Raw genomic sequence first — 25,319 nt, 5'->3', positions numbered from 1 at the left:
TTACCTTAGAAAGAATTTTAATATGCATCGTCGTTGGCTCTTATCTGCTTTTGCAATTTTGTTGAGTATAGTTTTAGTTGCTTGCACCACTGTAACTACTCAGCAACCACAAACCAAAGTGGAAAATACCACTGAGGCGACTAACACAAACTCTCAGCAATTACTAAAAGGTTCAGCAAAAAGAGTTGTTGCTCTTTCTTCACTTTCTGCTGACATTCTCTCCCGACTCGATCGAACAAAAGTTGTCGGAATTACTGGGAGTAAACTATTTAAGAATGACTCAAAATTTAAAGATGTTCCGCGTGTTAGTGAAGGCCAAAATCCGCCAAATTTAGAGAAAGTAGTAGCACTCAAACCAGATTTAGTTATTGGTGCTGAAGGTTTTTCTAACATTCCAATTCAAAAACTTCAGCAGCTAGGAATTCAAACTTTGCTCACTAAGGTGAATAGCTGGGAATCTCTAGAAGAACTTACTAAAAAGCTCGCTCAGTTAATTAATGCCGATCCTCAGCCTTTGTTAAACCGTTATAAAACTTTCTTACCAGATAAGCCAACTCAGAGTATTTCAACACTAGCACTGGTTAGTCGTCAACCAATTTTAGCACCAAATAAAAATAGTTGGGCAGGAGATTTGCTGGCGAAATTTCAAGCGAAAAATATAGCAGCAGATTTACAAGGAAAAAGCCCAATTGGTGGTTATGTGACGCTTTCGGCTGAGAAAGTTTTAGAAGCAAATCCAGAGGTGATAATTTTAGTTAATCCTCCACAAGGGAATTCAGAAGCGACGCTTTTAGATTCGTTGAAAAAGGAAGCTTTTTGGCAGCAACTACAAGCAACTAAAAATAACCGAGTCTATGTGTTTGATTATTTTGGCCTAGTGAATCCGGGTAGTATAAATGCAATAGAAAAGGCTTGTCAGCAGCTTAAGCAAGCGTTGTTTACACCACAGGGTACTTAGCTCAATACTGCGATAACAGTCAATAAAGGATGCATTTATCGGAGGTAATTTAGATAAAACCCCGATCAAACAGGCTTTTCAGTGTCAGTATGTTTTCACAAATAAAATCTGAGTGCTATATTAAGCATTATTATTTATAGATACCAGTATTTCAAAATGCAGATTGCGAAACTTCTCAAAAACTTTTGGCGATGGATTCGTTTGTTCTTGATAAGTAGACTTGATAGACCTTCAGACAACTTAGAGGTTATTATAATTAGTCTAATACCGCTCATTTTTAACTGGGATTTAAATTGGTCAAGCAAAATTATTTTTGAGTTTGACCTATTCAATAAAATTACCGCATTATATTTTTATATCACACCTTTATTACTATTTATCAATAGCTTTTTGTTCAAAGAAGACTTGCTAAAATTTTTTAGTATTGTAGTAACAGGATTTTTTGGCTGTTTCATTCTTTTTGTGTTTATCGTACAATTAGCTCTAGGTAATCATATTAATCTTGTTGAGCGAGTAAAATGTCCAAATGGTAAAATTTTTAGTGTTTATGAGAACTTTGAACCGAGTTTTATCACTTCTGATGACGCTATTTGCCGATTTGAGTTACAACAAGAGAGAATTTTTATAGGAGTTATCAAAAACAACAGGGAAGTTGGAAAAAAGGAGTGTCAAGTTAATACTAGAGAACCTAGTTTTCCAAACCGTCTTATAAATGCGTGTACTCGATAGATAGTAAGACAACATGAATTTGACAATTACTATGATTACTTCAACATTCAAATTAGTTTGAAACTCCTGCAAAGCATCTGTATTGTTATTTTGTACTAAAAAATAATTAATAAATTCGTGTTTTAAAGCATTATTTGCACTCAATATTAGTACTCAATAACACTTTGTATTAGAAAGCAGTTAAATAAAGGCGCTTTAGCTTTTGCATTTACTAAACTAGCTATTTACAGTGTTGTTGAAGAAGAGATATAGCTAATTCAAAACTATTAGGTTGAGTTTGTACTGCATAGGCTTCTCTTTCTAAATCTTGTCGTTTGACATCGGTATAGCGCCTAAAAAATGGTCGAGCATAATTGCTTGGTTGAATGTCTAAACCTAAAGTTTTTATTTTTCCTTTTCCGGCACATACCTGCGCTGCATGAACAGTTTCATGGATTAGTGTTTGAGTTCCAATATGTAATTCAAACACTACGGGATTAATCCAAATTTTTTTGTCAGCTTCTCTTAATAACCCATAAGCTCCTCGTTTTGGTGGTAGTGCAATGATTACCTGAAACCCTTTCTTTTCTAGTTTATTTTTTAAATCTAAAAATTTGGCTTCTGGATTGAGTATTTGAGAAAGCAATAGTAAGGAATTTAATATAAAAATTTTGCTCATTTACTTTTTGAGTATACCAATTCAATTAATGATTGCAACACATCCTTGGTTAAAGACGCGATGAATGGTTAAAGACGCGATGAATCGCGTCTCTACAAGTGGTTGATTTGTCGGATTATTTTTTCAAATTGGTATTACTTGAACACATTTGTATTCAATTACAATGGCAAAAATATTAACTGTGACTTTAACTAAGGCAGCTACTTTTGAATCGACATTAGCGTAGCTATCCAAAGGCAATTCCCAGTCATAAACTGGGAATAAGGGAGACTGAAAACGAGGTAACCGACTGTGCTTTTAATCTTTTGCAGAACTAATTGGTTTTTGACCAAAAGGGATATTCTTTTTACCTTCAGAAGAAGTACCCCCAAGGCTGCGGAAATACAGTCCTCCAATGGTGAGTAAAAATGTCACATATCCTACTGCTTGCACAAGATAGAGGTTGTCTCTATAGCCAAATAAAGATTTGAGAATAATCCCAGGAAACTGTTCGTCAGGCAAGATTGTGGAAGTATTGGAAACCATTGGCCCCAAAATACAGGAGTGGACTTTTGTAAAACGTTCGTAATAGAAACAAAGGCTTTCTGTGGCACGACTGCTAAGGGCAAGGTTAGCTACTGCTTCGTCAAAATGTTTCAAGGCTGAAACTACTAACCCAGCGACAATTAACACTAATAAAACGCCCATTACCTGGAAAAACTGGCGGATGTTAATTTTGACACCCCATTTAAATAGCAGCACCCCAATGGCAGATGCGGCTACCAAACCAGCGATAGCACCCAACGCTGGCATTAATCCCTGTTGAAAATTTGCTGCAACGAAGAGAACAGTTTCAAAGCCTTCGCGGACAACGGCAATTAAAATTAAAGTAAAAACACCCCAGCCAGCATTTGAGTTTTGTGTCAGTGCTTCTGTTACTGCTCCCTCAACTGTAGCTTTCATGAATCTGGCTTGTTTAGTCATCCAGATTAACATCCAACTAAGCATTGCGATCGCTAATACACTAAATACACCTTCTAGCGCTGGTTCAACAACGGTGGTGTATTGAGGATTCGCAGCTCCCAGTACTTGAATTATCCAACTGAATAACACGCCTATTAAGGCACTGACGACAATGCCAACGCCGACACCAGCATATACCCATGAATTGAGTCGGGATTGTTTAGCTTTTTTTAGCAAAGCTAGCACAATACCAACAACAAGGGCAGCTTCCACTCCTTCTCGAAGTGTGATTACAAAAGTAGGTAGAGCAGTACTAAAATTCATCTTTTGTCCTTTGTCTTTTGTCCTTTGTCATTAGTCCTTTGTTCTTTGTCATCTGTCCTTTGTCCTTTGAATTTCTTTTTGACTAATGACCAATGACTAATGACTAAGGACTAATGACTAATGACTATTAACCAAAATCGCGTAGCATCTTTTTCAGTTCGAGATTATGCATCTCTTCTTGTCCAATCATACCGCGAGCGAATTCTTCAAGGTAAATGCTGGCATTGGTGACAGTATCAAGCAATTTTTTATACAGATCCAATGCCTTTTTTTCATGGGATAAACTTTCTTCCAAGATATCCTTGACTTTATGCTGGTAGGTTTCTTCCATTGGGGCAATTTTCAGGGAGGGATGCCCATCTAAACCGGTAAGAATTTCTCCCACTTGTTCGGCATGAAGTAAAGATTCACTAGCCTGTGCTTTGAAAAAAGCTACAATTGGAATCCGGTTAGGGCCAGTTACCATCAAAGAATAATGTGTGTAGCGCACTACTCCTGCTAGTTCAAATTCCATGATGGCGTTCAGCAGGTCAATAGTCTTTTTCTGGTCAAGTTCTTGCATCAGTTGTTAGTTAAAGTAACGAAGGGAGTGTAATTAGTTAAGAGTTAGAAGTGAGGAGTTAGGAGTTAGGAGTTTGGGATTTGGGATTCATAACTCATAATTCATAACTCTTAACTCCTAACTATTTTAAACTCGTTGTAATTAGTTAGGAGTTAGAAGTTAGGAGTTAGTAGTTTGGGATTCATAACTCATAACTCATAACTCATAACTCTTAACTCTTAACTCCTAACTATTTTAAACTCCTTAACCTATAGTTTCCATTAAATTAAAGTGTTATCGTTGTGCTTGGGTATTGGATTTGTCAACTACTTTTTGAGAGTTTTCCTCAATGGTTTTCACTAGCTTGGTAACATCATTAGGAATTTTTACTGCTTTTGCTGGTGGGATGGCGGCGGGCCAAACTTTTATTAGTTCAGCAAAACTAGTATCGATCGCTTTGTGTGCTTCGGGATCTGCTTGAGCTACTTGACTAGAGATTCCTTTGTATAATTCATTGGCGTAAAAGACAAAACCACGGGAGTCTTGATACTCAATTGGCGCGGTTACTTTACCATTTGCGATCGCTGCGCCATATTCGGAGTTGGCTGAATCTAGTAGTTCGTTAATTACCTGTAGTGTAAATCCTGGTTTTGAGCGTTGAGCTTCTGGCAAAGCTGCGATCGCTCCATCAACTGCTTGCATTGAAGAGGTAAAATTAGTTTTGACTTTGCTATCCTTCGGACTAGATTTCACTAAATCTTGCAAACTCACCAAAGTTGTCTTAAATTCTTTGACTTTGCGTTCATTAAGTTGATCTTCCACGTCAACGTAAATCTCTTCTACTGGATGCCCAATATGAGGTTCTGCCTGTTTCGGCTGATTCTGATCTAGCAGTTCTTTGGCTACCAAAAGATGCCCTTTCATTAAGCCTAATTTAGACATATAATCAACATCTTTTGCTTCACCTGTAAGTACCACTTCTTGAACGCCAACTTGGTCTTTAATTTGGTCAAACTGTTCTTGAGTAATTACTTTTTTAGTAACTAAATCTTCTGGGCTACCGTAGGGACGAGCTGCCTGGATTTTGTTGGATAAAGCCGGAACACCTAGTTTAGCTTCAAATTTATCCAATTCTGACAATATAGCGCTGTTAATATTAATTTTTTCTTTGTTACTGTGACCGCTATGACTGTTATTACTTACTGCCTCTGTAGCTGGAGTGCTAGCAACTGGTGCTGATGGATTTTCTGCGGTTGGCGTATTACTACAAGAACTCAAGGTAACTATTACCGCTGTTGCTGCTGCTAAACAGATATAACGAAGTTTTATCATCTTTGCTCCTCACACGAATTAAAAGGTATTAATTGAAACATTTCAAACTATTACTCAAACTATTACTAGAAAGTAGTTTGTTTGACAGATTGTCATAGATTTTACTGTTGCATATAATGAGATTTTTTATCAACTAGTTTGCTAACATTTTAATGAATTGATTACAAATTACTAAGAATATTGTCAAGAATGTTTAACATTATTTTGAGAGTTACTATCAGCAAGTACTTCAAATTGACCCATGCAACCGTTTTCTGCGATCGCATCTTGATGGGGATGGAACATATACTTACCTGGATAACGAAAAGCAAATTCTAAAATGTGCCTTTCTGCGACACCCATCGTAATCACATCTGCTTTTTCGCTAGGAGTCATAGTCATGCCGTAGCGATAGACATCAAAGAAGTTGGCATGGAGATGAAACGTTACTGCTGGATCGTATTCAATGATGTTGAGGACATACAACCGAATCAACTGATCTTTGTAAATGCCAATAGGATTATGCATGTAATAGTGGGGCAGACCGTTGAAGGCGTAATAATCGTTATGGCTATCATCATTCACGTCATATCCACCCATCACTAGTACGATTTCATCAGCTGGGGGACGGGGAGTCGGTGGATCGATGATAAACATTCCGTACAGTCCCTTGGCGATGTGACGGGTGACTGGTTCAATATGGCAGTGGTATAAATGAACGCCATAAGGTTCAGCATCAAATTCGTAGATTGTGGCGCTACCATTGCTGATTGGGCGAACACCATCCATTTCTGCTGGATGAACGCCATGAAAATGTAAAGAATGAGAATGTCCAGCGTTGTTGAGAAATAGTACCCGAATGCGATCGCCCTGTTTTGCCCGTAGCGTTGGCCCTGGTATGCGACCGTTTAAATCCCAGATGTTGTAAGAGACAGCACTATTGAGCTTTATGATGGAAGAACCAGCAGTTAACTGAAATTCTCGGATAGTCCGCCCATTTTCTTGCTTCACTGTCCCATAATCAAAATCTCTCAACACCTTCATTGGGTTAGTAACATCGTCTGGTGCTGACCTATCGAATGGTGGCACTTTCACGATTGACTTACTTGGTATATTTAGCATCTGCCAAAGTCCAGCTGCACCAGTTATTCCAGCACCTGCTAGTCCCAGCTGCAATAATTGACGGCGGCTCCAAGGTTTTCCGTTACTTAGAGCGAAGTTGTTGGGCATGACATTTAGTTACAGTTAGCAATAAAAAAGAATTGCAAAAGATTTGCAATTGCTTTTAGATATTAGAGGAATTAATAATTATTGTCAATAATTTTTAAGTCCTTCTAAATTGCCAGTTAAGTTGTTAAATCTAGATGAACTCTAAAAACTTTCGCAATATTTACGTGATTTTCACTGTATTTATACGATTATTTATGTATAAATAATATTTAGATAAAACTAACTGGTTCATACATATTCCTGATATGCTGATTGCTTCAGCAATACTTCCAGTATAAACAATGAGTATAATAGCACCTTGAATATGGACACAAGCAAGAAACTATTGCTAATCTGTAGTCTATTGAATTGGTTTAGAGATAACATAAGTTACCTTTATTCAAGGAATTTTGAATGCTTGGTAATATGAGAATTTTTAATTTTTATCTGTTACCTTCGTGTTAGCAGCGCTGAAAATGCCATCACTCAAAATCATGTGTCATTCTTTTGTTATTTGTATGGACTTTATGTGTAGATTTCTGCATCGCGATCGCAGGATGTCAAAGGATAGTATAGTATTCACTAAAGTTGAATTACATAAGACATTTGATACACACTTGTCAAATACAAAGTTGATGGTATATCTTTTTGCAATCAAGCGGCGTTATGCCTTTTGATTGATGAATTACCCAAATTTATTATTAGGAGGTCAAAAATGACTAGTTTTTCTCATATTTCACTGTTGCAGAAGACCGCAGGTATTACCTTATCTAAACCTGTGCAGGTAACACTTTATATGCTGCTATCTTCTTTAGTTATCTGGACTGTTTTGTTCTCTACCTATCCTGCGGTTCATAATACAGCACACTCAGCACGTCACCACACATTAGGCGTTGCATGTCACTAAATTATCATAATCCCAAGATTTTGAGGTGCATGAAGCTTTGCTACATCACATAACAAAGTTACGACGCTAAAATAGTGCAAATTTCGCGCCAGTTTTTTGCTGGGAAATAACTTTTAGGTTTTGTAGAGATGCTTGGTTTATCATCTCTACATCACCTTAACTTGATTTAAGATGATGTCTGATTTCTGACTAATTCTTTGACTGGGATTTTTTACTTAGTAATAATCTGGAGTAGCTTTCATCCATTGCTATGAAAGTTTAACTTCAGAAAATACATAAGCTTCACATTTACCGTAAGTTTTTATGAAAAAATATCGGCTTTTTGGAGTTATCAGCGCTGTTTGCATTGTTTTGTCAGTTCTTTATTCCTTTGTGGGAAGTTCCCAAATTCCTACGTCCAGAGTCCTACTTTCTACCAACCCACCTTTAGAACGTATTCTTCCCTTTGAAGCAGAAGCAGAAAAACCGCAATCTCCTGTGACTTTGACTTTACAAGCTGTTGATGCTGCGGGTAAATCTTTAACAAATGCCAAAATTAATTTACAAATTCTGACACCACCGCGTAATCCTTGGTTAACAACAGATTTTCCCATTGTCGAGGGAACAAAATTGTTGGAAATGGATGCCACTGCACCTGATGGAAAACTAGAAATTCAGCAGATGTTACCCATCCGTGGAAATTACCAACTGTTAGTTAAAGTTTCACCTTTGATAGCAAATAGTTTTGCTGCTTATGAACAAACTTTAAATCTGAATGTCCGTGAAAATCCAATCAAATATAAATATTTTATTGTAATCGCAGCTATTTTACTATCACTTGGATTGTTGGGTGGTTGGGTTATTGGCGGACAAGGAGAACTACAACAAGGAGAAATTGCACCACAGTCAGTCCGCCTTTTATTAAGTGCATTGACTGTAGTGGCTATAATAACCTTATTAGTTATCAACATTAGTGCAGAAGTTGCAGAAGCTCATGGCAGCGAACATCACTCAAATAGTACTGAAACGATCGCACCATCATCTCAAAAATCTCAGGGATTAGAAATCAATCTAGAGGGAGATAAAAACGCAACTGTCGGAAAACTTGCGAATTTAGCGTTACAACTAAAAGATGCTACAACCGGACAACCGATAACAGATGTAGCTTTGCAGATAAAAGCGATCGCCACAGAACACAATTTAACAGTCTTTGATTACAAAGGTATTCCTGACGAACAAGGTAAGTTAACATGGCTTGAACAATTTTTTGATGGTTCACCCCACAAAATCGAGGTAGAAGCAACTCCTTTACCAGGATCTAGCCGTCAATTTACACCAGTGAAGGTAGCGCAGGAAGTTGAAGTTGAAGCGATCGCACCACCAATTTACATCCGATTGATTGGTTTATTCTACTTTACAGCCTTTGTCGGTATTGGTATGGCGATTGGATTGTTAATACAACATCGACGAAAACCACAAGTAAGAACAAATTAGTAATATCATTTTACTAAAGATTCCTGCTAATACAAAGATATAGATTAATCAATTAAAATAGTTGTGGTTGAACCACAATTATTTTTTTATTAATGGGTTTTATAAACTATAAAAAGGTAGTGTTATGGGATAAGATAAGCTCTTTTAACAGCTTTCAAGGTAAAACTTATGTTCAAATTTGGGATTTTCAATAAATTAGTATATTTATTAAGTAGAATTTTATTATTTCCAAGCTCATAAAATTAAGATTTACCGAGAAATTAAGAAAGTAATGCTGACAAAAATTGCGTTTGAAACAATTCTGGAACGTGCTTTGATGGGATACGACTTATCCCCCGAAGAGGGAGTAGTATTGTTACAACAAACAGAGCCAGAGGCGATCGCAGCAATACGTACTACATCCGATACACTTCGCCACACTCAAGCAGGCGATACTGTCACCTACATAATTAACCGTAATATTAACTTTACTAATATTTGTGAGCAGCACTGTAGTTTTTGTGCATTCCGTCGAGATGATGGTGATACCGATGCATACTGGTTAGATTCGGCGCAAATTTTGGAAAAAGCCACAGATGCAGTACAACGAGGTGCGACAGAAATCTGTATGCAGGGGGGATTAAATCCACAAGCACTGATAAATGGTAAATCTTTACCCTACTACCTGAAAGTCGTAGAAACCATTAAACAGGAATTTCCCCAGATACATTTACACGCTTTTTCTCCCCAGGAAGTGCAATTTATTGCCAGACTTGACGGACTGGAATATGCTGAGGTGATTACTGCTTTGCATGATGCTGGTGTTGGCTCAATGCCGGGAACAGCAGCGGAAGTATTAGATGATGAAGTCAGGCGGATATTGTGTCCAGAGAAGATTGACACAGCCACTTGGCTAGAAATTGTCAGCACCGCTCACAAATTAGGCTTGCATACCACCAGCACCATGTTATCTGGGCATATTGAAACCCACGAACAGCAAATCGGGCATTTAGAAAAATTGCGATCGCTCCAAAAAACCGCCATCAATCGGGGATATCCAGCCAGGATTACAGAGTTTATTTTATTACCCTTCGTAGGTCAAGAAGCGCCTAAATCCTTACGTCGCCGTGTCGGACGCGATCAACCAGTTTTAAGTGATGCTCTGCTATTAGGAGCTGTAGCGCGGATTTACTTAGGTAATTGGATTCCCAACCATCAGCAGAGTTGGGTAAAACTGGGGCTTGCAGGTGCGACAGAAGCCTTAGCTTGGGGTTGCAACGATATCGGCGGCACATTGATGGAGGAACACATTACCACAATGGCAGGTGCTTTAGGTGGTACGTGTATGGAAGTGGAAACCTTACAAACTGCGATCGCTTCTTTAGGAAGACCTTACCAACAACGAGATACTCTTTATCAAAAAGTTATTAGTCGTTAGGCATTGGGCATTGGGCATTGGGCGTTAGGAGTGCTGTTAGCGATAGCGGGGCGTTTAGCCCGTGCTGAGTGCTGAGTTAGGAGTTAGGAGTTTTGTTTATCTCCTTGCCCCCTCACTCTCTTACTCCCTCACTCCCTCACTCCCTCATCTCCCTGCTCCCCTGCCTCCCCTGCCTCCCTTGCTCCCCCTGCTCCCCCTGCTTCCCCTCCACCCCCCATTCCCCACTCAATTGATCCCCAAGTTACCAATCCAAGATAGGATGGACGTTGATTTACGTATTGTTTTACTTATGCAGATGAAGCGCTATTGGTCGCGTTTGCTTGCGCTGGTTTTGGTTGTAGCTATCGGCTTAATGGGTTGTTCTGGCAGTCCAGATAGTTTGACTGGGGATTATCGTCAAGACACCTTAGCTGTGGTCAATATTATGAGACAAGCTCTGGATCTTTCACAAGATTCACCAGACAAGGCAGCAATTCAAGCAGAAGCGCGGCAAAAAATTAATGACTTTTCAGCTCGCTACCAGCGGGTTAACTCTGTTTCTGGTCTTGGCTCGTTTACAACCATACGAACAGCCCTCAATTCTCTGGCTGGACATTACAGTTCTTACCCAAATCGTCCTGTACCTGAAAAACTCAAAAATCGTCTAGAAAAAGAGTTGCAGCAGGTAGAGACAGCGCTAAAGCGTGGCGGTTAACTATTTAATTACTAATTCGTAATTTCTAATTCGTAATTAAAATGGCTACAGAGCCAACACTGATTATAAATATGAATTACGAATTAGTTTTACCACTTTCTTGAGTTGATCTGAGTCAAAGTTGAAAATTTTCAATTTTGTTTATGTAGCCAGAGCTGCACACAGAGTCAAGCAGCTCATAATTTTGATAGTGCAACCCGATCGATAACAAGCTCTGTGCTTGAATGACCTTGGTCGCGAATGAAAGTCAATGTTAAATTTTGAATTTTTGATGGTTTTACGCGCTTTTGCACCTGCTTAATCAACTCAGGTGTAATATAAAAATTAAACTTTTTTATACCTTGGTTTGGACTTGGTAGATCAAAGAAATTAGCCGAACCAATATAGTAAGTATCGATATCAGCGATCGCTTTGAGGTTTGGTAAATTAAGATAAACGCTGTAGTTTCCTTTTGGCTCACCCTGATAAGCAACTTGAATTTCCAGCAGATAAACTTCCTCAGACCTAGCTGTATCAATTTCCAGAGGGGTAGATAAGGGAAAAGTTACTTGCGTTGGTGTCAATGGATCATCTGTCAACTTTGTTTTAACCTGTTGAGAGGAAATAAACTTTGCTTGCTGCTGCTCTTGAGTTGCAAGATTAAAAGATGATTGGGTATTCACTAAAACCTGATTTTTCCAATTAATTTGGCGAATGTTATTTTGAGATACCTGTGCGTATGTATTATTTAAGTTCTGTATATTCCCAATAGTAAATATGATTAAAACCAGAGCAAAAATCAGCTTGGTCATAATTTACCTATACATAATGTAAACTTATTGTCAATATTTACTTGCTATTTATTAAATTTTACTGCAAAGATAACAGAATAGTGTTGTTGGCAAATTCAGTAGCTTAGTGACAAATAGGTGAAAGCGATCGCATACCTCATATAATTGAAGCGAGATAAACGCGATCGCCTTAAATTCACTCAAAGTCTTTCAAACTACTTATATAAGTCAGATTTTAGTTACGCTAATTTGCGTAGCGTAATATTTTCAATGTAAATTTCCTGCGAACGAGCAGTACTATCTGAGACAAACTTTACCTCTATATTTTCTGTCTGAGGCTCTTTCAATTCAGATAACTGTGCATTAACTTCTTTAGTGACATCAAAAACAAAGGTTTTACTGTTTGCATCTTCGCCATGCACATCAAAGAAGTTAACAGAACCAACATAGTAGCGATCTATATCGCTGATTATGCTAGAGATCGACTTGGTACGGGGCAAATTGACATAGACGTTATAGTTGCCGATTGGTTTTTCTGTGAAAGACAATTTAACTTCCAACAAATATAATTCCTGTCCCACAGATTCGGTTACAGTCCGAGCATCTAATAATACAGGAATCTTTTGCAGAGGAGTAGATAATGGCACAGTCACATCTGTTAATTTATTTAAGCTCTGATGAAGTTGTTGCCCATCAGCCAGAACAGAAACGGGTGAGGCTAGTCTAGCCCTCAATTCTGTTGGTTTTATGACAACGCTTTTAACAAGTGCTACTTTTGCATCTGGATCTAGCCGATCGTATTTATAGTCCACACTATAAATTGCATCAATAACTGATTGGGGAGTGTTATGACTTACTAGATTACCATCTTCATCAGCAAAGGTATAGATTGGGGCTAAATTCGATGGTAGTGGCAAATCCTCCGGTTTCGCTTGTCTAGCTTCTTTTTGTTCTGGGTTTATTGGTGCTTTTTGCCAAGACTCCCAGTAACGATCGATGCTAGAATGATGTATCCAAAAGATAGTATCAAATCCAGCAGTACCAACATCTCCCATTAACCCGATTTGAGCGGGAGCAGGCTGATTATTCCAGATAGGATTGGCTGCATTACCAACATCACCACCTATGTAACCATGCATTTCACCATGAGGTGAGTTCTCAATTTGATTACTAAAATTGAGAGGCGATTGATTAAAAATATTAGTTTTGTATGCTTTGTTTTTATCCTTCTTAATCTGTTGTTGTTCGATTTGTTCAACCGCTCCACCAACAAAATTGAGGACACTATTTCTCAAGTTTGTATATAGAGAGCTAGATGTGATAAATTCCGGTGGCATGGTTCTTTTATCTGCCCTAGTGTAGTCCCAGTATGGAATTGCAAATTGAGGATCTTTAGAGAGTTTACGAACAATTTTCTCAAAGTAAACTAGGTAAAGTCGATGCCAAGGTAAAAAATTCTTGCCAGCAATTTGAGCGATGGGTAAGTTTAAATTTTGATCGGATCTTCCATGAGTACAATGTTGCCAAGCCTCTAACAGTTTTTGTACCTCTTGTTGCTGCTGTGGATCGTTGAATGCAGCTTCAGTATATTTGTTACAGAGTGAGTTACTCTGGGGAAAATTACTCAAACCTGGAGTCCAATGGATTGCACCTTGGTAATACCAACTTTTAGAATCTTGACAAGCCAAAGCTCGCATTTGTGCCAACGCATTTGCCAATGAGTTTAAATCCTTTTTACCTTTTTCAGAAAAAACACTACTGCGAGTATATTTTATCTGGCTCTGCACACCTTGGACATTTGGCTGGAAAGATTGGGCATACGCTTTACTTGGCCCTAACAGGATGCTGACAGTAGTAAATATTACTAAAATCAAAGCGATCGGTAATTTCTTCATAATTTTATGAGCGATTGAGTAGCACAGCAATATACGGATATAATCTAAGATATTCCGCATTTTTAAATATTTTCGAGTTGATTCAGCTAGAAAAAATAAGTATTTTATTCCTGCTGTTCCTTAGGCAGAATGCTAATATTCCTCTCACAACAAAGAGCTACTAATTGATCGATCCTAGAGATAGGTTTAGTCGAAAAAATGCTGCACTTTGTTGTAAGTTTTGAAATGGGGAATATATATCGATATTGAGTATGACAGCATGTCATATTTAATTAAATCAGAAAAAAATAATTATGTATTTATTGTGTTCAGAGTTTATTTTATTTAACAAAATACTTAAGACTTCTAAACATAGCGGGTCAATACTGCGTAGGTTTTGAGAAAAAGTGAAAGGGGAAATAAAAAGCTTTAACCTAAACCCAATTCCAAGTTAAAAATGCTTTACCCTAAGCAGTATTGATAGTACAATATGCTTGGTTTAAGGGTTATTGGTGTAGATAATTGGTCTTTCAAGACGCAATAAATCGCGTCTCTACATCTGGGTTTTCTTGCTCATTCTGAACTGTATTGATTGATAGTGGGTGGAGATTGAATGGTTAACTTTCGGCTGCATCCTATTTTTGAGAAATAACTGCTCCAAGGCACAGAGAACTCTGAGTGGCAGCTTCCCTCACCCAGAACTTTGGTGGAGTCAGGGGAATATAGAGTTTGAGAGCTATTTTGCGTAAGCCTTCCAAAAGACAAGGAAGAAGTAGCGTTGATTGCACAATTTGGAGTTCCCCAAGCGGCGAAACCTACCCTTCTAGAGCCAATGGCAACACAAATACCTGTTTAGGAGTCTTGAAAAAGTAGGTTTCAAAATCCTTGTTACTGAACTATAAATTTTGATACACATTGCCCACAATTATCTAAGTTGGGGTCGATGATTATTGTGTCCATCTACTGCTAGATATGTCTAACCGTCCCTTGAACTTTGCAAGATCGATATTATTTTGGCGGCGCTTATTCGCTGTTGTTTTTACTAGTAGTTTGTTGCTCCCCAACTTGAGAAGCGAACCAGCAAGAGCGCAAGTAACTGAGTATTGTCAGTTATCATCAACTGCGGCGCAACAAAAAGAAAACTTACGTTTGTCAGCGCTCAAAGGCAAACAAGATGCTCAAACGCGCTACCAAAGCATAATACAAGAACAGGCGCAGAAATTAAAGCAATGTCGCTCTCGAACTTGGCCGCAAACCCAAGCCATTTGGTTACGCTTGTATCCTTGTGATATTCAGCCAGGAATAATCGATCAAATTATGGATCGGATTGTTAATGGCGGCTATAACCAAGTTTATATAGAAGTATTTTACGATGGGCAGGTACTATTACCAGCAAGAGCTAACCCGACGGTTTGGCCTGCTGTGATTCGCACTCCAGGGGCAGAAAACATTGATATACTCGCCACGGCAATAAAAAAAGGTCGGCAACGTGGTTTAAAGGTATATGCTTGGATGTTTACCACAAATTTCGGCTATACTTACGCCCAGCGTCCAGATAGAGAAAGTGCGATCGCTCGTAATGGCAAAGGTCAAACAAGTTTATATGTGGTAGATAATGGCTCTCAACTATTTATCGACCCCTACAACCTGCAAGCAAAACGCGACTACTACCAATTGGTACAAGAAGTTTTGCGCCGTCGTCCAGATGGCTTGCTATTGGATTACGTGCGTTATCCTCGCCAAGCTGGAAGTGATTCTATCGCCACTAAAGTTTCAGATCTATGGCTATTTAGTCCCGCAACCCAAGAAGCTTTATTTAAACGGGCACAGAATTACAAAGCGCTGGACTTGATTCGTCGCTTTTTAAGCAAGGGATTTGTCACTGGGGGAGATGTAGCTGAAGTTGATAAACTTTATCCTCAAGAAGGTGAACCTCTTTGGCAAGGACGCATCCCACTAGCGCAAAAGTCAATCTTGCCTGCAATCGATAGACAAAGAATTTTACAATGGGACTTGTGGCAGCTTGCCGTTGCCCACGCTATGCAAGGAATTCTAGATTTTGTCACCATCGCTAGTTACCCAGCAAAGCAGCAAGGTGTTTCTACAGGAGTGGTGTTTTTTCCTGATGGCAACCAAACTGTTGGACAAGGGTATGATTCTCGTTTGCAACCTTGGGATCGGTTTCCCAATACATTAGAGTGGCATCCTATGGCTTATGGAAATTGCGGTAATGTCAGTTGTATCGTGTCGCAAGTGCAACGGGTTTTGAGTATGGCAAAACCGGGTACGCAGATAATCCCAGCTTTAGCCGGTCAGTGGGGAAAATCTGTTAGTAATCGTCCATCCCTAGAGGTGCAAATGCAGGCACTCCGCCAATTTGCCCCCCAACTGAAGGGAGTTAGCCACTTTGCCTATTCTTGGCAATATCCTCAGAGTGATAGCGATCGCAAATTCTGTCGAGTTAAGTAGACTTCTTGCAAAATTAGTAAAAAGGGATTGAATTTCCCTTTTAACTTTTAACTGATAGAATCACACACTTTACAAATTCATACCAAATATAGTTAACACAGTTATAACTACAGGTTAAGTATAGTGTGTAGCGAGTCGTTGGAATGCCGACGGTGTTGGACTATCTGCGAGGTACTGGCGTATTATCTCAGCACACGCACCTGGGCTTAACAAAGAGGTATCCACTTCCAGGTCATAAATGCCAGGGATGTGGACTTCACGTTGCCATAACTGAACCGGATGTGGTATGGGGGAGTCAGCTGTACTTCCCACATTCCACCCCGTGTTTTGTCGTCGTTCCATAACGATCTCAATGGGGCAGTGAACGCCTACGAACAAAACCGGCAATCCCTTCAAACGTCGGGCACTATCAGCCAGAATACCCCGCTTTATTGCGTAGGCGTCATGGTGTCCGACATCAACCACGACATTCAGACCCAAGCGGCTGTGGGCAGCGATAGACTCATACATGGCGCTGTAAAGAATGGGAACAAAGGGTTCGATGTCCTGGCGTTCTCCTCCTGGCCGCAAACCAATCCCAGGCAGGTATCGTGCGGGAGTCATTTGCATAAATCTATCAACACCCAAATTCATCCACAGACCATCAAATGTCTCCTGAATCACTGCGACAATGCTCGACTTTCCCGATCGCGGGACACCATTCAGGATGATAATTTGTCCTAGCTCCTGTGTCTGCCCCATGATTCCTCCTCGCATCCTTAATTAATACATATAGTTAGCAGTTCCACGTTAGGGCTAAAACGTTGAATAGGCAAGAATTCAGGAGTCAGAATTCCTAATTCAGAATCAAGACGCTGCGCGTAGATTACCAAAGTTTCGGCAGGTTCAGTTCACGATTAAGTCCCCACTCTCCAACTCAATTTAAAGCTAAGTCCTCTGGTGTATTACAGTTAAGTAGCATTTCGGGTTCTGCTAAGGGCAGAACTTCTACTGGATATTGCCGAAGCCACTGCTGAAACGATCGCCCCCCTTGGTTGATAAACTCTAGGAGTTGTGGCAAACAGCGACGGCGATAAAAACCACACAGAGGTTCCCAGCCTTTGGGATGACAAGCTAAAGCTGCGATCGCATTATCCCTCACGCGATCGAGTCTAGTTACCCAATCTTGCAACACCTCAACTCGCAACCTCGGCAAATCGCAAGCTAGCAGCAGTACCCATTCTGTCTCGACTTCGGCTAGTCCTTGAGCAAATCCAACTAAAGGCCCGTGGGCTAGAGATTCTCCAGATAAAGGTACTTCTCGGATAAATTGACAACCAGGCAAAAGCAAGTCTTGATAGCGTTCAGGCCAGGGAGTTACTACATAAACAACATCAGCACAGCTTTGAGCAATCCCACAAACTCGCTGCAACAATGGTATCCCTTGAATGGGAATCAAGGCTTTATCTTGACCCATCCGAGAACTCTTACCTCCAGATAACACAATCGCTGTTAATTTGCTACATGAGTTAATAGTCATTCGTCAAAAAAATAGCGGGTAAAAAACGAGTCAAACTAAATTAACCCCTGACGCTGAAAGTAGAATAAATTTATCTTCTACTTAAACCCCATCATGCCTATCCAAGAACTTGAACAACAACTCCTTCAGCTTTCCCCCAACGATAAACTGTACATCATCCAAATACTTGTCCAAAGCCTGACCACACACAACGACACCCACCCAGATCAACCAAGCAAACTCTCAGAGTTTTTCCGTCAATCCCCTTTAGCTGAACTTACCGAAGAACTTGACCTGAGTCGAGATCGCACCCTTCACCGCGATGCCTTCACCCTATGACCTACCTCCTTAATACCTGCGTAATTTCCGAACTTGTTGCCAAACAACCACATCAACAAGTTTTAGATTGGCTAGATGCCCAAGTGCCAGAAACACTTTACCTCAGCGTCATTACAATTGGCGAAATCGCTAAAGACATCAGCAAAATTACTGCATCTAAGTGCAAAGAATCTCTAACAACTTGGCTGAATCAAACTCTACCCAATCGCTTTCAACAAAGAATCTTAAGTATAGATATCTCAACAATGGTGTTGTGGGGAATTTAGTTGGGCAACTAGAACAGAATGGGCGACCTCTACCTCTCATGGATTCTCTGATTGCAGCAATCGCAATTCATAACTCTTTATCACTTGTCACCCGTAACGAAAAAGATTTTGCTGGGATAGGGCTTGTAATGGTTAATCCTTGGTCTGTTTAGGCATCATCATTATACGGGGTCAAATGAGCAACCGCGCAGAAAGTTACGATCGGGAGTGGATGACCTGCTGGCAACATTCTAGTTGGGAAAAATAAAACTATTTCCCGCCCTCACCTGACTTTTCTCCACTTGCTGCAATAAATGTTCTACACTTTCTGCTGGTGCTAGACACTTCAAGCCTTGGCAAACCAACCCAACGCTCCCCTCTGGTAAATCAGATGTTATGGCAAACACAGCCGTTGGTAGAAACTTGGGGATCAGCGAGTTTATTTGCTCAGTGGTGCTACGAATCAAGGTAGAGTTACGATACCAATCCAAAGCTGTAAACAAGCTAGGACAAGCTTGGGGAGCGCGATGCATTACACTTCTAAAAGCTTTCAAACCAAGTTCTGCTAAATCCAAATAATCTAGATTATCGGTAAGTAAGGCGAGACGGACAAGGTTAGCGATCGCAATTCCATTAGCTGATGGTGTCGCATTATCTGCGTAACTGCGCTCTCTAACAATTAAATCTTGACTAGAATCGCTTGATGTGTTATAGTAACCACCTAATTCTACACTCCAGAGAAATTCGTTAAATTCATCTTGGATAGCGATCGCTTTTTCTAACCATTGCTTATGCTCAGGGTTGCAAGCTTGTAAATCCAAGAGAGCTTTAACAAACAAAGCGTAATCTTCAGACTGGGCTAAAACGGTTGGTTCTCCTTGATAGTTGAGTCTCTGGAAACGCCCATCGACAAACTGATTTTCCAAAATAAAATTCGCCGCTCGTGCTGCTAATTCCAGGTACAAAGGTTGTTGAAAAACCCCAGCAGCCCTAGCTAGCCCAGAAATCATCAAGCTATTCCAGGCGACAATCATCTTTGTATCTGTCACAGAGGGAATGCGACCTGGCCAGTTAGTGGTTTTTGCTTCTTGGTTGTTTCGAGCCGGGGGAAAAGTTTCTAGAGATTCAGGACTAACGCCGTAACGAGCGGTAAACAGCTTACTCAGTGCCTTTTCCAGCGTTGCACTCAGTTGACCTGAATGGCGTCTTTGCAAAACATTACGTCCTTCAAAGTTGCCGTTAGGCGTCACCGTAAATTGCTGTTGTAATTGGGTTAATTCTTCAGGCGTTAACAGTTGTTGTAGTTCGCTGTAACTCCAGACATAAAAGGCTCCTTCTTCTGGTTCTACAGCCGTGGATTCTGTGAAGCTGTCGGCATCTTGAGCAGCATAGAAGTAACCTTCAGGCGCAGTCATTTCCCGCTTCAGCCATTGTACAGTACCAGCGATCGCCCTTTCAAAAGCTGGCTCTTGTATTCCTGCACTCCATAAATAAGCCAGATACTCGACAATCTGTCCATTGTCGTAGAGCATCTTTTCAAAGTGGGGTACTGTCCAAGTCGGGTCAACAGTATAGCGATGAAAACCACCGCCTACATGGTCATAAATGCCCCCCAGCGCTAAGTCTAGTCCCCGTTGGGTGCAAACTTGCTTGCCATCATAGCGAGATTCAAAATTAAATCGAGTTCCCCGCAGTGCTAATTCTGTGTAGGGAATCATCGGAAAACTATTGCCAGATTGACTAGGAGTAATTACACCTGTGCTAGTTTCCCAACCTTGGCGGAGTAATTCATGGTCTTCAAGCTCATCTGTTGTACCGTCTTGCAACACCGCAGACGTGAGCAGAGACTCAACAATTAAGGCTTTACGTTGTTGTAAGTCCGCTTTTTCTGTATCGTAATAACGACGAAGCGCTTGCAAAACTTGCAAAAATCCCGGACGACCATAGCGGGGGTCTACAGGGAAATAAGTACCAGCGTAAAACGGCACTAAATCTTCTGGGGAAAGAAAAATATTTAAAGGCCAACCTCCTTGACCGCTCATCATCTGCAAAGCTTGCATATAGATGCTATCGAGGTCTGGTCTTTCTTCCCTGTCTACTTTAATCGGAAGATAATTGCTGTTCATGTAGTCAGCGATCGCAATATCAGAAAAAGCCTCGCCTTCCATGACAGTACACCAGTGGCAACTAGAATAGCCAATGGAAAGAAAAATCGGTTTATTTTGCGCTCTTGCAGTTGCAAGTGCTTCATCACACCAAGGCCACCAATCAATCGGGTTTTCGGCGTGTTTGCGGAGATAGAGGCTCTTAGCTTCAGCAAGGCGATTAGTCATGATCAAATGCCAGTAGTTGCCTTCTTTGCTCAGTCTACCCCGTTCTCAAGAATGTTAGCTTAAGACAGCTATATACATTAAGTAAGAAACTCAACGAACAAATTATCCCTTTGTTGTTAATCTCGCCTAAGTAAGTTGGTGTAAAAAATGCAGTTTTGTAGTCAGCGCTAACTACAAAGCAATTAATTATTATTATGTAAGGGACTTTCAGCGAACGTAGGGGCACAAGGCCTTGTGCCTCTACAAATCTACAAATAATTTAGGATAATTTATTTTTTGTCAGTCCCTAATAATTAGGTTTATGTACGCCTTCTTACTTACACCACTGCAATTTATGAAACATTTTTATTGAAAAGATCGCAATAGCAAGCTAACAATATTTGGTGGCGTTTCTCGCACAGGTGATGCTGTCTTTGTTTGTATTAAAGTATTTGGGCTAAGTCCTGCTATCAGATGGAGCAAGAAGGTGATGATGGCGGCTTGTATAAGTTTTTCCAGCATGGCACGTCTCTTGTGAATGGATAGCATTTCAACTGCGACTGGTTATTCTAAATACACCTCGTACTCGCGATTTACCGAATCTAACAAAAATAACTTGATAAATGCCGAAGGAAATCCTAAAAAAATGTTTAAAATGTTACTGCTCATTAACATAATTCCCTAAGCAAATCGGATTTCGGTTATCGGTTTAGTCGATACATCGCCAAGGTTGTACAGTAAAGTCCGAGATATAAGATTGGCGACAATTGAAGTTTTTTGATTTATTCTTCCCTAAACCGGGATATTTTCTTAGACAGCTTTTGTCGCTAAAAAGTGCCCTTGGAGGTTGAATCTATTGCAAAAGCACATTTTGCTCCTTTGTTGAATCAGACAGAATAGCCAAGATTTACTTATATCTACCTGGGAATAGTAGAGATCAGCCCCAGTTTCGGGCTGTCACCGATAAAATGTATTTAAAGTAGCCACAAACACGCTTCCATGATTCCTATCGTTATTGAACAATCGGGTCGAGGTGAACGCGCCTTTGACATCTACTCACGGCTGTTACGTGAGCGCATCATCTTTTTGGGACAACAAGTTGATAACAATATTGCCAACTTGATTGTTGCCCAACTGCTGTATTTGGATGCTGAAGACCCGGAGAAAGACATTTATATGTACATCAATTCTCCCGGTGGTTCGGTGACGGCTGGTATGGGCATTTTTGACACTATGAAACATATTCGCCCTGATGTCTGTACAATTTGTACCGGATTGGCGGCGAGTATGGGCGCTTTTCTCCTCAGCGCAGGTACTAAGGGTAAGCGGATGAGTCTACCTCATTCTCGGATTATGATTCATCAACCTTTAGGCGGCGCTCAAGGACAGGCGACTGATATTGAAATTCAGGCGCGGGAAATTCTCTATCATAAGCGGCGGCTAAATGACTATTTAGCCGAACATACAGGTCAACCAATTGAGCGGATTGCTGAAGATACTGAACGTGACTTTTTCATGTCGCCAGAGGAAGCCAGGGACTACGGTTTGATTGACCAAGTGATTGACCGTCACTCTGCTGGTAGTCGCCCAGCAGTTGCTGTTGTTTAGTCATTAGTCATTAGTCATTAGTCATTAGTCATTAGCAAAAGACTAATGACTAATCAAAATCCTGCTCTTGGGTCTGGCTGAGATTGCAGGTATTTGAGAAATTCGTGTAATTCTTCTTCAGTTAGCAAAGTACGCCCCCGTTTACCGTAGGTTTTAATCAAATGCTCCCGTCCCTGTTCTGGTGTCCAGCCTAAGCGCTGGATTTCGACATCTGTTTTAGCAATTACATCCGACAAATCTGCTGGTGTTGGTTGAGATGCAAGGGATGCAAGGTATTTCCGGAAGTCTAGTAATTCTGCTTCTGTCAGCAAAGTACGCGATCGCTTCCCATAAGTTTTAATCAGATGCTCCCGTCCCTGTTCTGTTGTCCAGCCTAAACGCTGCATTTGGACATCGGTCTTAGCCAATATCTGAGATAAAACCTCAGAAGATATTCTAGTAATTACATTGTCTGATTCTTCTGAGTATGTAGAGAAATCTTGGAACTCTTCATATTCTGCATCAAGATCGCTGGGGTACTCTACTATAGGTTGAGCTTTTAAATATTTGGGTAATTCTAATAATTCTTCTTGGGTAGGCGAATTCTTACTTTCCTTGCTAGAACTTGTTATGACATACTCCTGTTCTTCCTCTTTCATCCAACATAACCGTTCGATTTCAGTATTAATTTGCCCCTGCTGTTGTGTCCAACATAACTGTTCGGTGTCAACATTAATTTTGGCAGTCACAACTCGATCTAATGGTTGAGATTCAAGGTATTGAAGGAAGTCTAGTAATTCTAATTGTGTCAGTAAAGTACGCGATCGCTTCCCATAATTTTTTATCAGATGTTCCCGTCCTTGGTCTGTTGTCCAGCCTAATCGCTGCATTTCAACGTCTGTTTGAGCAATTACTTCAGAAAAATTCACAGGTTCCATAGCTTCGTTACTGTTTCAAGAGCCGATGTTATTAGTCATTAGTCATTACAAATGACTAATGACTAATGACAAATGACTAATCAAAATCCTGCTATTGGGTCTGGCTGAGATTGTAAGTATTTGAGGAATCCGTGTAATTCTTCTTCAGTCAGCAAAGTCCGCCCCCGCTTACCGTAGGTTTTAATCAGATGCTCCCGTCCTTGTTCTGGTGTCCAGTTTAAACGCTGAAGTTCGACATCTGTTTTAGCAATTACATCTGATAAATCAACTGGTTCAGCTTTTTTCTTTCTCTTTCCTGTCACTGACGGGGTAGTGGCATTTTCTTGAGGGCTGTAACTCCGGGGTGTAAATGGTGTGACATTGTTGGCAGAAATTGCCGGAAAGGTTTGATTTTCTGGCTGGTTATCAAAGTTTATTTCCAAGTTCTCAACTGGAGGATCGAATTCTAGCTCCCGGTTGGCAGTCATCGGATTTTGACCTAAATCTTGGCTATAGGTATCGCTTGCTAGGGGCGCAGCATTGCTATACCCGTATTGTTCCTTACTACTTGTTACTACTTCTGGTTTGATGTTCCGTTCTTTGGAAGGCGGTATAGAGATTTCTTTGTCGCTGACTGCTGGCCACTGACTACTAACAAAATTCTCATTTTTTGCAGAGGAATAAGCAGCAGGCTCATTCAATCCACCTTTAATATTTAAGTCAGGATTTAGCTGTGCTGGCGAAACTGGATTTGAGGTCAACACGACTGATTCTGGTGGCGCGTTTGTAATACCCAAAACTATCAGCGCCCTGTTTCTAGCTTGGTCTTCTGCTGCTTCTACTGTTTCTGCTGCTGCCATACCCGTAGCACGGGTTACGCCTTCAATTTGCACGCTTGCCCGAACAATATATTTTCCTTGAAAAATTTGCACTAATTCAGAAATCAAACTGCCCTTGGGATACAAGCTCTGGAATTGAGCCAACATAATACTGCTACCAATCTAAATATTTTTAATAACGGGGTTGATACTGCCTGTATATTCAAGCGAGATCGGCTGCCCTTACTTTAATTTACATCCACTCGATACCCTTTCCTGCCTGCCAATATTGTATTTATTCATTTTTAATTGCCTACTATGTATCATCAGTTTCTTGGCAGGCAATGAGTAGGTATAATTCTCTGCTCTGAGCCGTCAAGGTAATATTCTTGCTTTGGGGACTTCCAGAGAATAAATTAATCAATTTGTTTAAATGATATTCTTCTTTCTTCCCCTGCTCCCTGCTCCCTGCTCCCTGCTCCCTGCTCCCCTGCTCCCCTGCTTACACAGTAATTGATTATTTTTTTAATTGGAAGTCCCTTGCCTGGATGTCCTAATTGTAGCAGTAGCTCTTTTTTGACGAAATTTTTGGTCAGTGCTAACTTATCTGGGTAGTCTTGCTTGCAATGCTATACTGATTAGCCAACTCGATATCTAGAACTATTTTCTGGAAGTGCGCTCTAAATCTACAATAATGGAGATAAGGTTCGCCCTCGCTGCTTATTAAGCTGCTTACCTAATTGTTACCGATTCTACATGTGGGAAAATTGGGTTCACCAGCAGTTCCTTTTAGTTAAAAATCAGAGTCTAATGGCGTAAAATTACCTTCTCTCTAGACAATCAAACACCTGTACTTTCCACGCCACTTGCTTTACTTGGGGAGACCTCAGATGCTCGCAGACTCGCTAAGGCTTTTAGCGTCTCTCCTTGGAAAAGACCCTCCGGGTTCGGCAGTCCCCAGACGCTCGATAACTCGCTAACGCTGCGCTATCGACGGGAACCGCCAAGACTGGGGCTACCTCACAGCAGTGGCTTCCTTGCATAGCGCTTTTGGGCAGTATGGATTCTCCAAACCCAGCTTCTTAAAAACCCGTCGCGTAATTAACTAGCGGGGCTAAATTTTAATCAGGCGTGCAATCTTAAGTTTGATTAGGTGAAGGGACTTGAACGCAGGCGAATTCTGAGAGCATCGTGCAGTGAGAAGTTCGTAAACGCCCAGAGTTGTCCGTGGGTCGGCTTCTTTGCAAAGGAACTGCTGGAGTAGTTTCCCGCTTTTACTGGGTCGGGCTTCCTTTCCTTAGAACTTAGGAAGCTTGCTTCAGAGCAA

General features: G+C 40.4%; 23 protein-coding genes. 10 read left to right on the top strand and 13 right to left on the bottom strand.

The features are described from left to right. Window positions 1-22 precede the first annotated feature (22 nt). Together NSTC731_RS12185 and NSTC731_RS12180 are read left to right on the top strand one after the other, a co-directional pair. Window positions 23-958 (top strand): ABC transporter substrate-binding protein, encoded by a 936-nt coding sequence (locus NSTC731_RS12185; protein WP_445631027.1) that lies wholly within the window; start codon window positions 23-25, stop codon window positions 956-958. Window positions 959-1,114: 156 nt separating this feature from the next. Further along, on the top strand, window positions 1,115-1,687 hold the full coding sequence (locus NSTC731_RS12180; RefSeq protein WP_445631026.1) for a hypothetical protein: 573 nt from the start codon (window positions 1,115-1,117) through the stop codon (window positions 1,685-1,687). A 220-nt stretch (window positions 1,688-1,907) separates the two neighbouring features. Here the strand turns inward: NSTC731_RS12180 and NSTC731_RS12175 are convergent, their stop codons facing one another. The 5 genes from NSTC731_RS12175 to NSTC731_RS12155 all read right to left on the bottom strand — a co-directional run bounded on the left by NSTC731_RS12175 (window position 1,908) and on the right by NSTC731_RS12155 (window position 6,693). Further along, window positions 1,908-2,345 (bottom strand): hypothetical protein, encoded by a 438-nt coding sequence (locus NSTC731_RS12175; protein ID WP_445631025.1) that lies wholly within the window; start codon window positions 2,343-2,345, stop codon window positions 1,908-1,910. Between the two features lie 297 nt (window positions 2,346-2,642). After that, window positions 2,643-3,611, bottom strand: a complete 969-nt coding sequence (locus NSTC731_RS12170; RefSeq protein ID WP_445631024.1) for an FTR1 family iron permease — start codon at window positions 3,609-3,611, stop codon at window positions 2,643-2,645. A 127-nt stretch (window positions 3,612-3,738) separates the two neighbouring features. Further along, window positions 3,739-4,173, bottom strand: a complete 435-nt coding sequence (locus NSTC731_RS12165; protein WP_445631023.1) for a ferritin-like domain-containing protein — start codon at window positions 4,171-4,173, stop codon at window positions 3,739-3,741. Between the two features lie 273 nt (window positions 4,174-4,446). After that, window positions 4,447-5,484, bottom strand: coding sequence for a helix-hairpin-helix domain-containing protein (locus NSTC731_RS12160; RefSeq protein WP_445631022.1), 1,038 nt, complete (start codon window positions 5,482-5,484; stop codon window positions 4,447-4,449). 183 nt (window positions 5,485-5,667) lie between these two features. Next, complete coding sequence (locus NSTC731_RS12155; protein ID WP_445631021.1) at window positions 5,668-6,693, bottom strand: multicopper oxidase domain-containing protein; 1,026 nt, start codon at window positions 6,691-6,693, stop codon at window positions 5,668-5,670. Window positions 6,694-7,387: 694 nt separating this feature from the next. On the opposite strand from NSTC731_RS12155, the gene NSTC731_RS12150 reads away from it, so the two are divergent. The 4 genes from NSTC731_RS12150 (at window position 7,388) to psb27 (ending at window position 11,163) form a co-directional block, all read left to right on the top strand. After that, window positions 7,388-7,579: a CbtB domain-containing protein gene (locus NSTC731_RS12150; protein WP_322670735.1), complete on the top strand. Its 192-nt coding sequence runs from the start codon at window positions 7,388-7,390 to the stop codon at window positions 7,577-7,579. 303 nt (window positions 7,580-7,882) lie between these two features. After that, complete coding sequence (locus tag NSTC731_RS12145; RefSeq protein ID WP_445631020.1) at window positions 7,883-9,052, top strand: hypothetical protein; 1,170 nt, start codon at window positions 7,883-7,885, stop codon at window positions 9,050-9,052. A gap of 271 nt (window positions 9,053-9,323) precedes the next feature. Further along, on the top strand, window positions 9,324-10,469 hold the full coding sequence (gene cofH, locus NSTC731_RS12140; protein ID WP_445631019.1) for a 7,8-didemethyl-8-hydroxy-5-deazariboflavin synthase subunit CofH: 1,146 nt from the start codon (window positions 9,324-9,326) through the stop codon (window positions 10,467-10,469). Between the two features lie 289 nt (window positions 10,470-10,758). Continuing rightward, window positions 10,759-11,163 carry a photosystem II protein Psb27 gene (gene psb27, locus NSTC731_RS12135; protein WP_335007745.1) on the top strand — a complete coding sequence of 135 codons (405 nt, stop codon included), beginning with the start codon at window positions 10,759-10,761 and terminating at the stop codon, window positions 11,161-11,163. A 176-nt stretch (window positions 11,164-11,339) separates the two neighbouring features. On the opposite strand, the gene NSTC731_RS12130 is transcribed toward psb27, so the two are convergent. Further along, on the bottom strand, window positions 11,340-11,954 hold the full coding sequence (locus NSTC731_RS12130; protein ID WP_445631018.1) for a hypothetical protein: 615 nt from the start codon (window positions 11,952-11,954) through the stop codon (window positions 11,340-11,342). Window positions 11,955-12,172: 218 nt separating this feature from the next. Next, complete coding sequence (locus NSTC731_RS12125) at window positions 12,173-13,888, bottom strand: tyrosinase family protein (protein WP_445631017.1); 1,716 nt, start codon at window positions 13,886-13,888, stop codon at window positions 12,173-12,175. Window positions 13,889-14,779: 891 nt separating this feature from the next. On the opposite strand from NSTC731_RS12125, the gene NSTC731_RS12120 reads away from it, so the two are divergent. Continuing rightward, window positions 14,780-16,276 (top strand): family 10 glycosylhydrolase, encoded by a 1,497-nt coding sequence (locus NSTC731_RS12120; RefSeq protein ID WP_445631016.1) that lies wholly within the window; start codon window positions 14,780-14,782, stop codon window positions 16,274-16,276. Between the two features lie 114 nt (window positions 16,277-16,390). Here the strand turns inward: NSTC731_RS12120 and NSTC731_RS12115 are convergent, their stop codons facing one another. Together NSTC731_RS12115 and NSTC731_RS12110 are read right to left on the bottom strand one after the other, a co-directional pair. Beyond that, window positions 16,391-17,017 carry a chloramphenicol phosphotransferase CPT family protein gene (locus tag NSTC731_RS12115; RefSeq protein ID WP_445631015.1) on the bottom strand — a complete coding sequence of 209 codons (627 nt, stop codon included), beginning with the start codon at window positions 17,015-17,017 and terminating at the stop codon, window positions 16,391-16,393. A 175-nt stretch (window positions 17,018-17,192) separates the two neighbouring features. Further along, window positions 17,193-17,795 (bottom strand): molybdenum cofactor guanylyltransferase, encoded by a 603-nt coding sequence (locus NSTC731_RS12110; RefSeq protein WP_445631014.1) that lies wholly within the window; start codon window positions 17,793-17,795, stop codon window positions 17,193-17,195. Window positions 17,796-17,888: 93 nt separating this feature from the next. Between NSTC731_RS12110 and NSTC731_RS12105 the strand changes: the two genes are divergently transcribed. Together NSTC731_RS12105 and NSTC731_RS12100 are read left to right on the top strand one after the other, a co-directional pair. Beyond that, a complete protein-coding gene (locus NSTC731_RS12105; protein ID WP_445631013.1) occupies window positions 17,889-18,113 on the top strand; it encodes a hypothetical protein in 225 nt (74 codons plus the stop codon). Further along, on the top strand, window positions 18,110-18,379 hold the full coding sequence (locus tag NSTC731_RS12100; RefSeq protein ID WP_445631012.1) for a hypothetical protein: 270 nt from the start codon (window positions 18,110-18,112) through the stop codon (window positions 18,377-18,379). The genes NSTC731_RS12105 and NSTC731_RS12100 overlap by 4 nt, the downstream gene beginning before the upstream one ends. A 230-nt stretch (window positions 18,380-18,609) precedes the next feature. Here the strand turns inward: NSTC731_RS12100 and NSTC731_RS12095 are convergent, their stop codons facing one another. Both NSTC731_RS12095 and NSTC731_RS12090 read right to left on the bottom strand, forming a co-directional pair. Next, window positions 18,610-20,691: a thioredoxin domain-containing protein gene (locus tag NSTC731_RS12095; protein ID WP_445631011.1), complete on the bottom strand. Its 2,082-nt coding sequence runs from the start codon at window positions 20,689-20,691 to the stop codon at window positions 18,610-18,612. 345 nt (window positions 20,692-21,036) lie between these two features. Then, complete coding sequence (locus NSTC731_RS12090; protein WP_322692787.1) at window positions 21,037-21,219, bottom strand: hypothetical protein; 183 nt, start codon at window positions 21,217-21,219, stop codon at window positions 21,037-21,039. 450 nt (window positions 21,220-21,669) lie between these two features. Here NSTC731_RS12090 and clpP point away from each other — a divergent pair, with 450 nt between their 5' ends. Beyond that, window positions 21,670-22,278 carry an ATP-dependent Clp endopeptidase proteolytic subunit ClpP gene (gene clpP / locus NSTC731_RS12085; protein WP_445631010.1) on the top strand — a complete coding sequence of 203 codons (609 nt, stop codon included), beginning with the start codon at window positions 21,670-21,672 and terminating at the stop codon, window positions 22,276-22,278. Window positions 22,279-22,331: 53 nt separating this feature from the next. Here clpP and NSTC731_RS12080 read toward each other — a convergent pair whose 3' ends face one another. Further along, on the bottom strand, window positions 22,332-23,195 hold the full coding sequence (locus NSTC731_RS12080; RefSeq protein WP_445631009.1) for a hypothetical protein: 864 nt from the start codon (window positions 23,193-23,195) through the stop codon (window positions 22,332-22,334). Window positions 23,196-23,275: 80 nt separating this feature from the next. Continuing rightward, window positions 23,276-24,160, bottom strand: coding sequence for a hypothetical protein (locus NSTC731_RS12075; protein ID WP_445631008.1), 885 nt, complete (start codon window positions 24,158-24,160; stop codon window positions 23,276-23,278). Window positions 24,161-25,319 lie beyond the last annotated feature (1,159 nt).

The organism is Nostoc sp. DSM 114167 (assembly GCF_052692655.1).
This window is presented reverse-complemented; position numbering and strand designations above follow the sequence as displayed.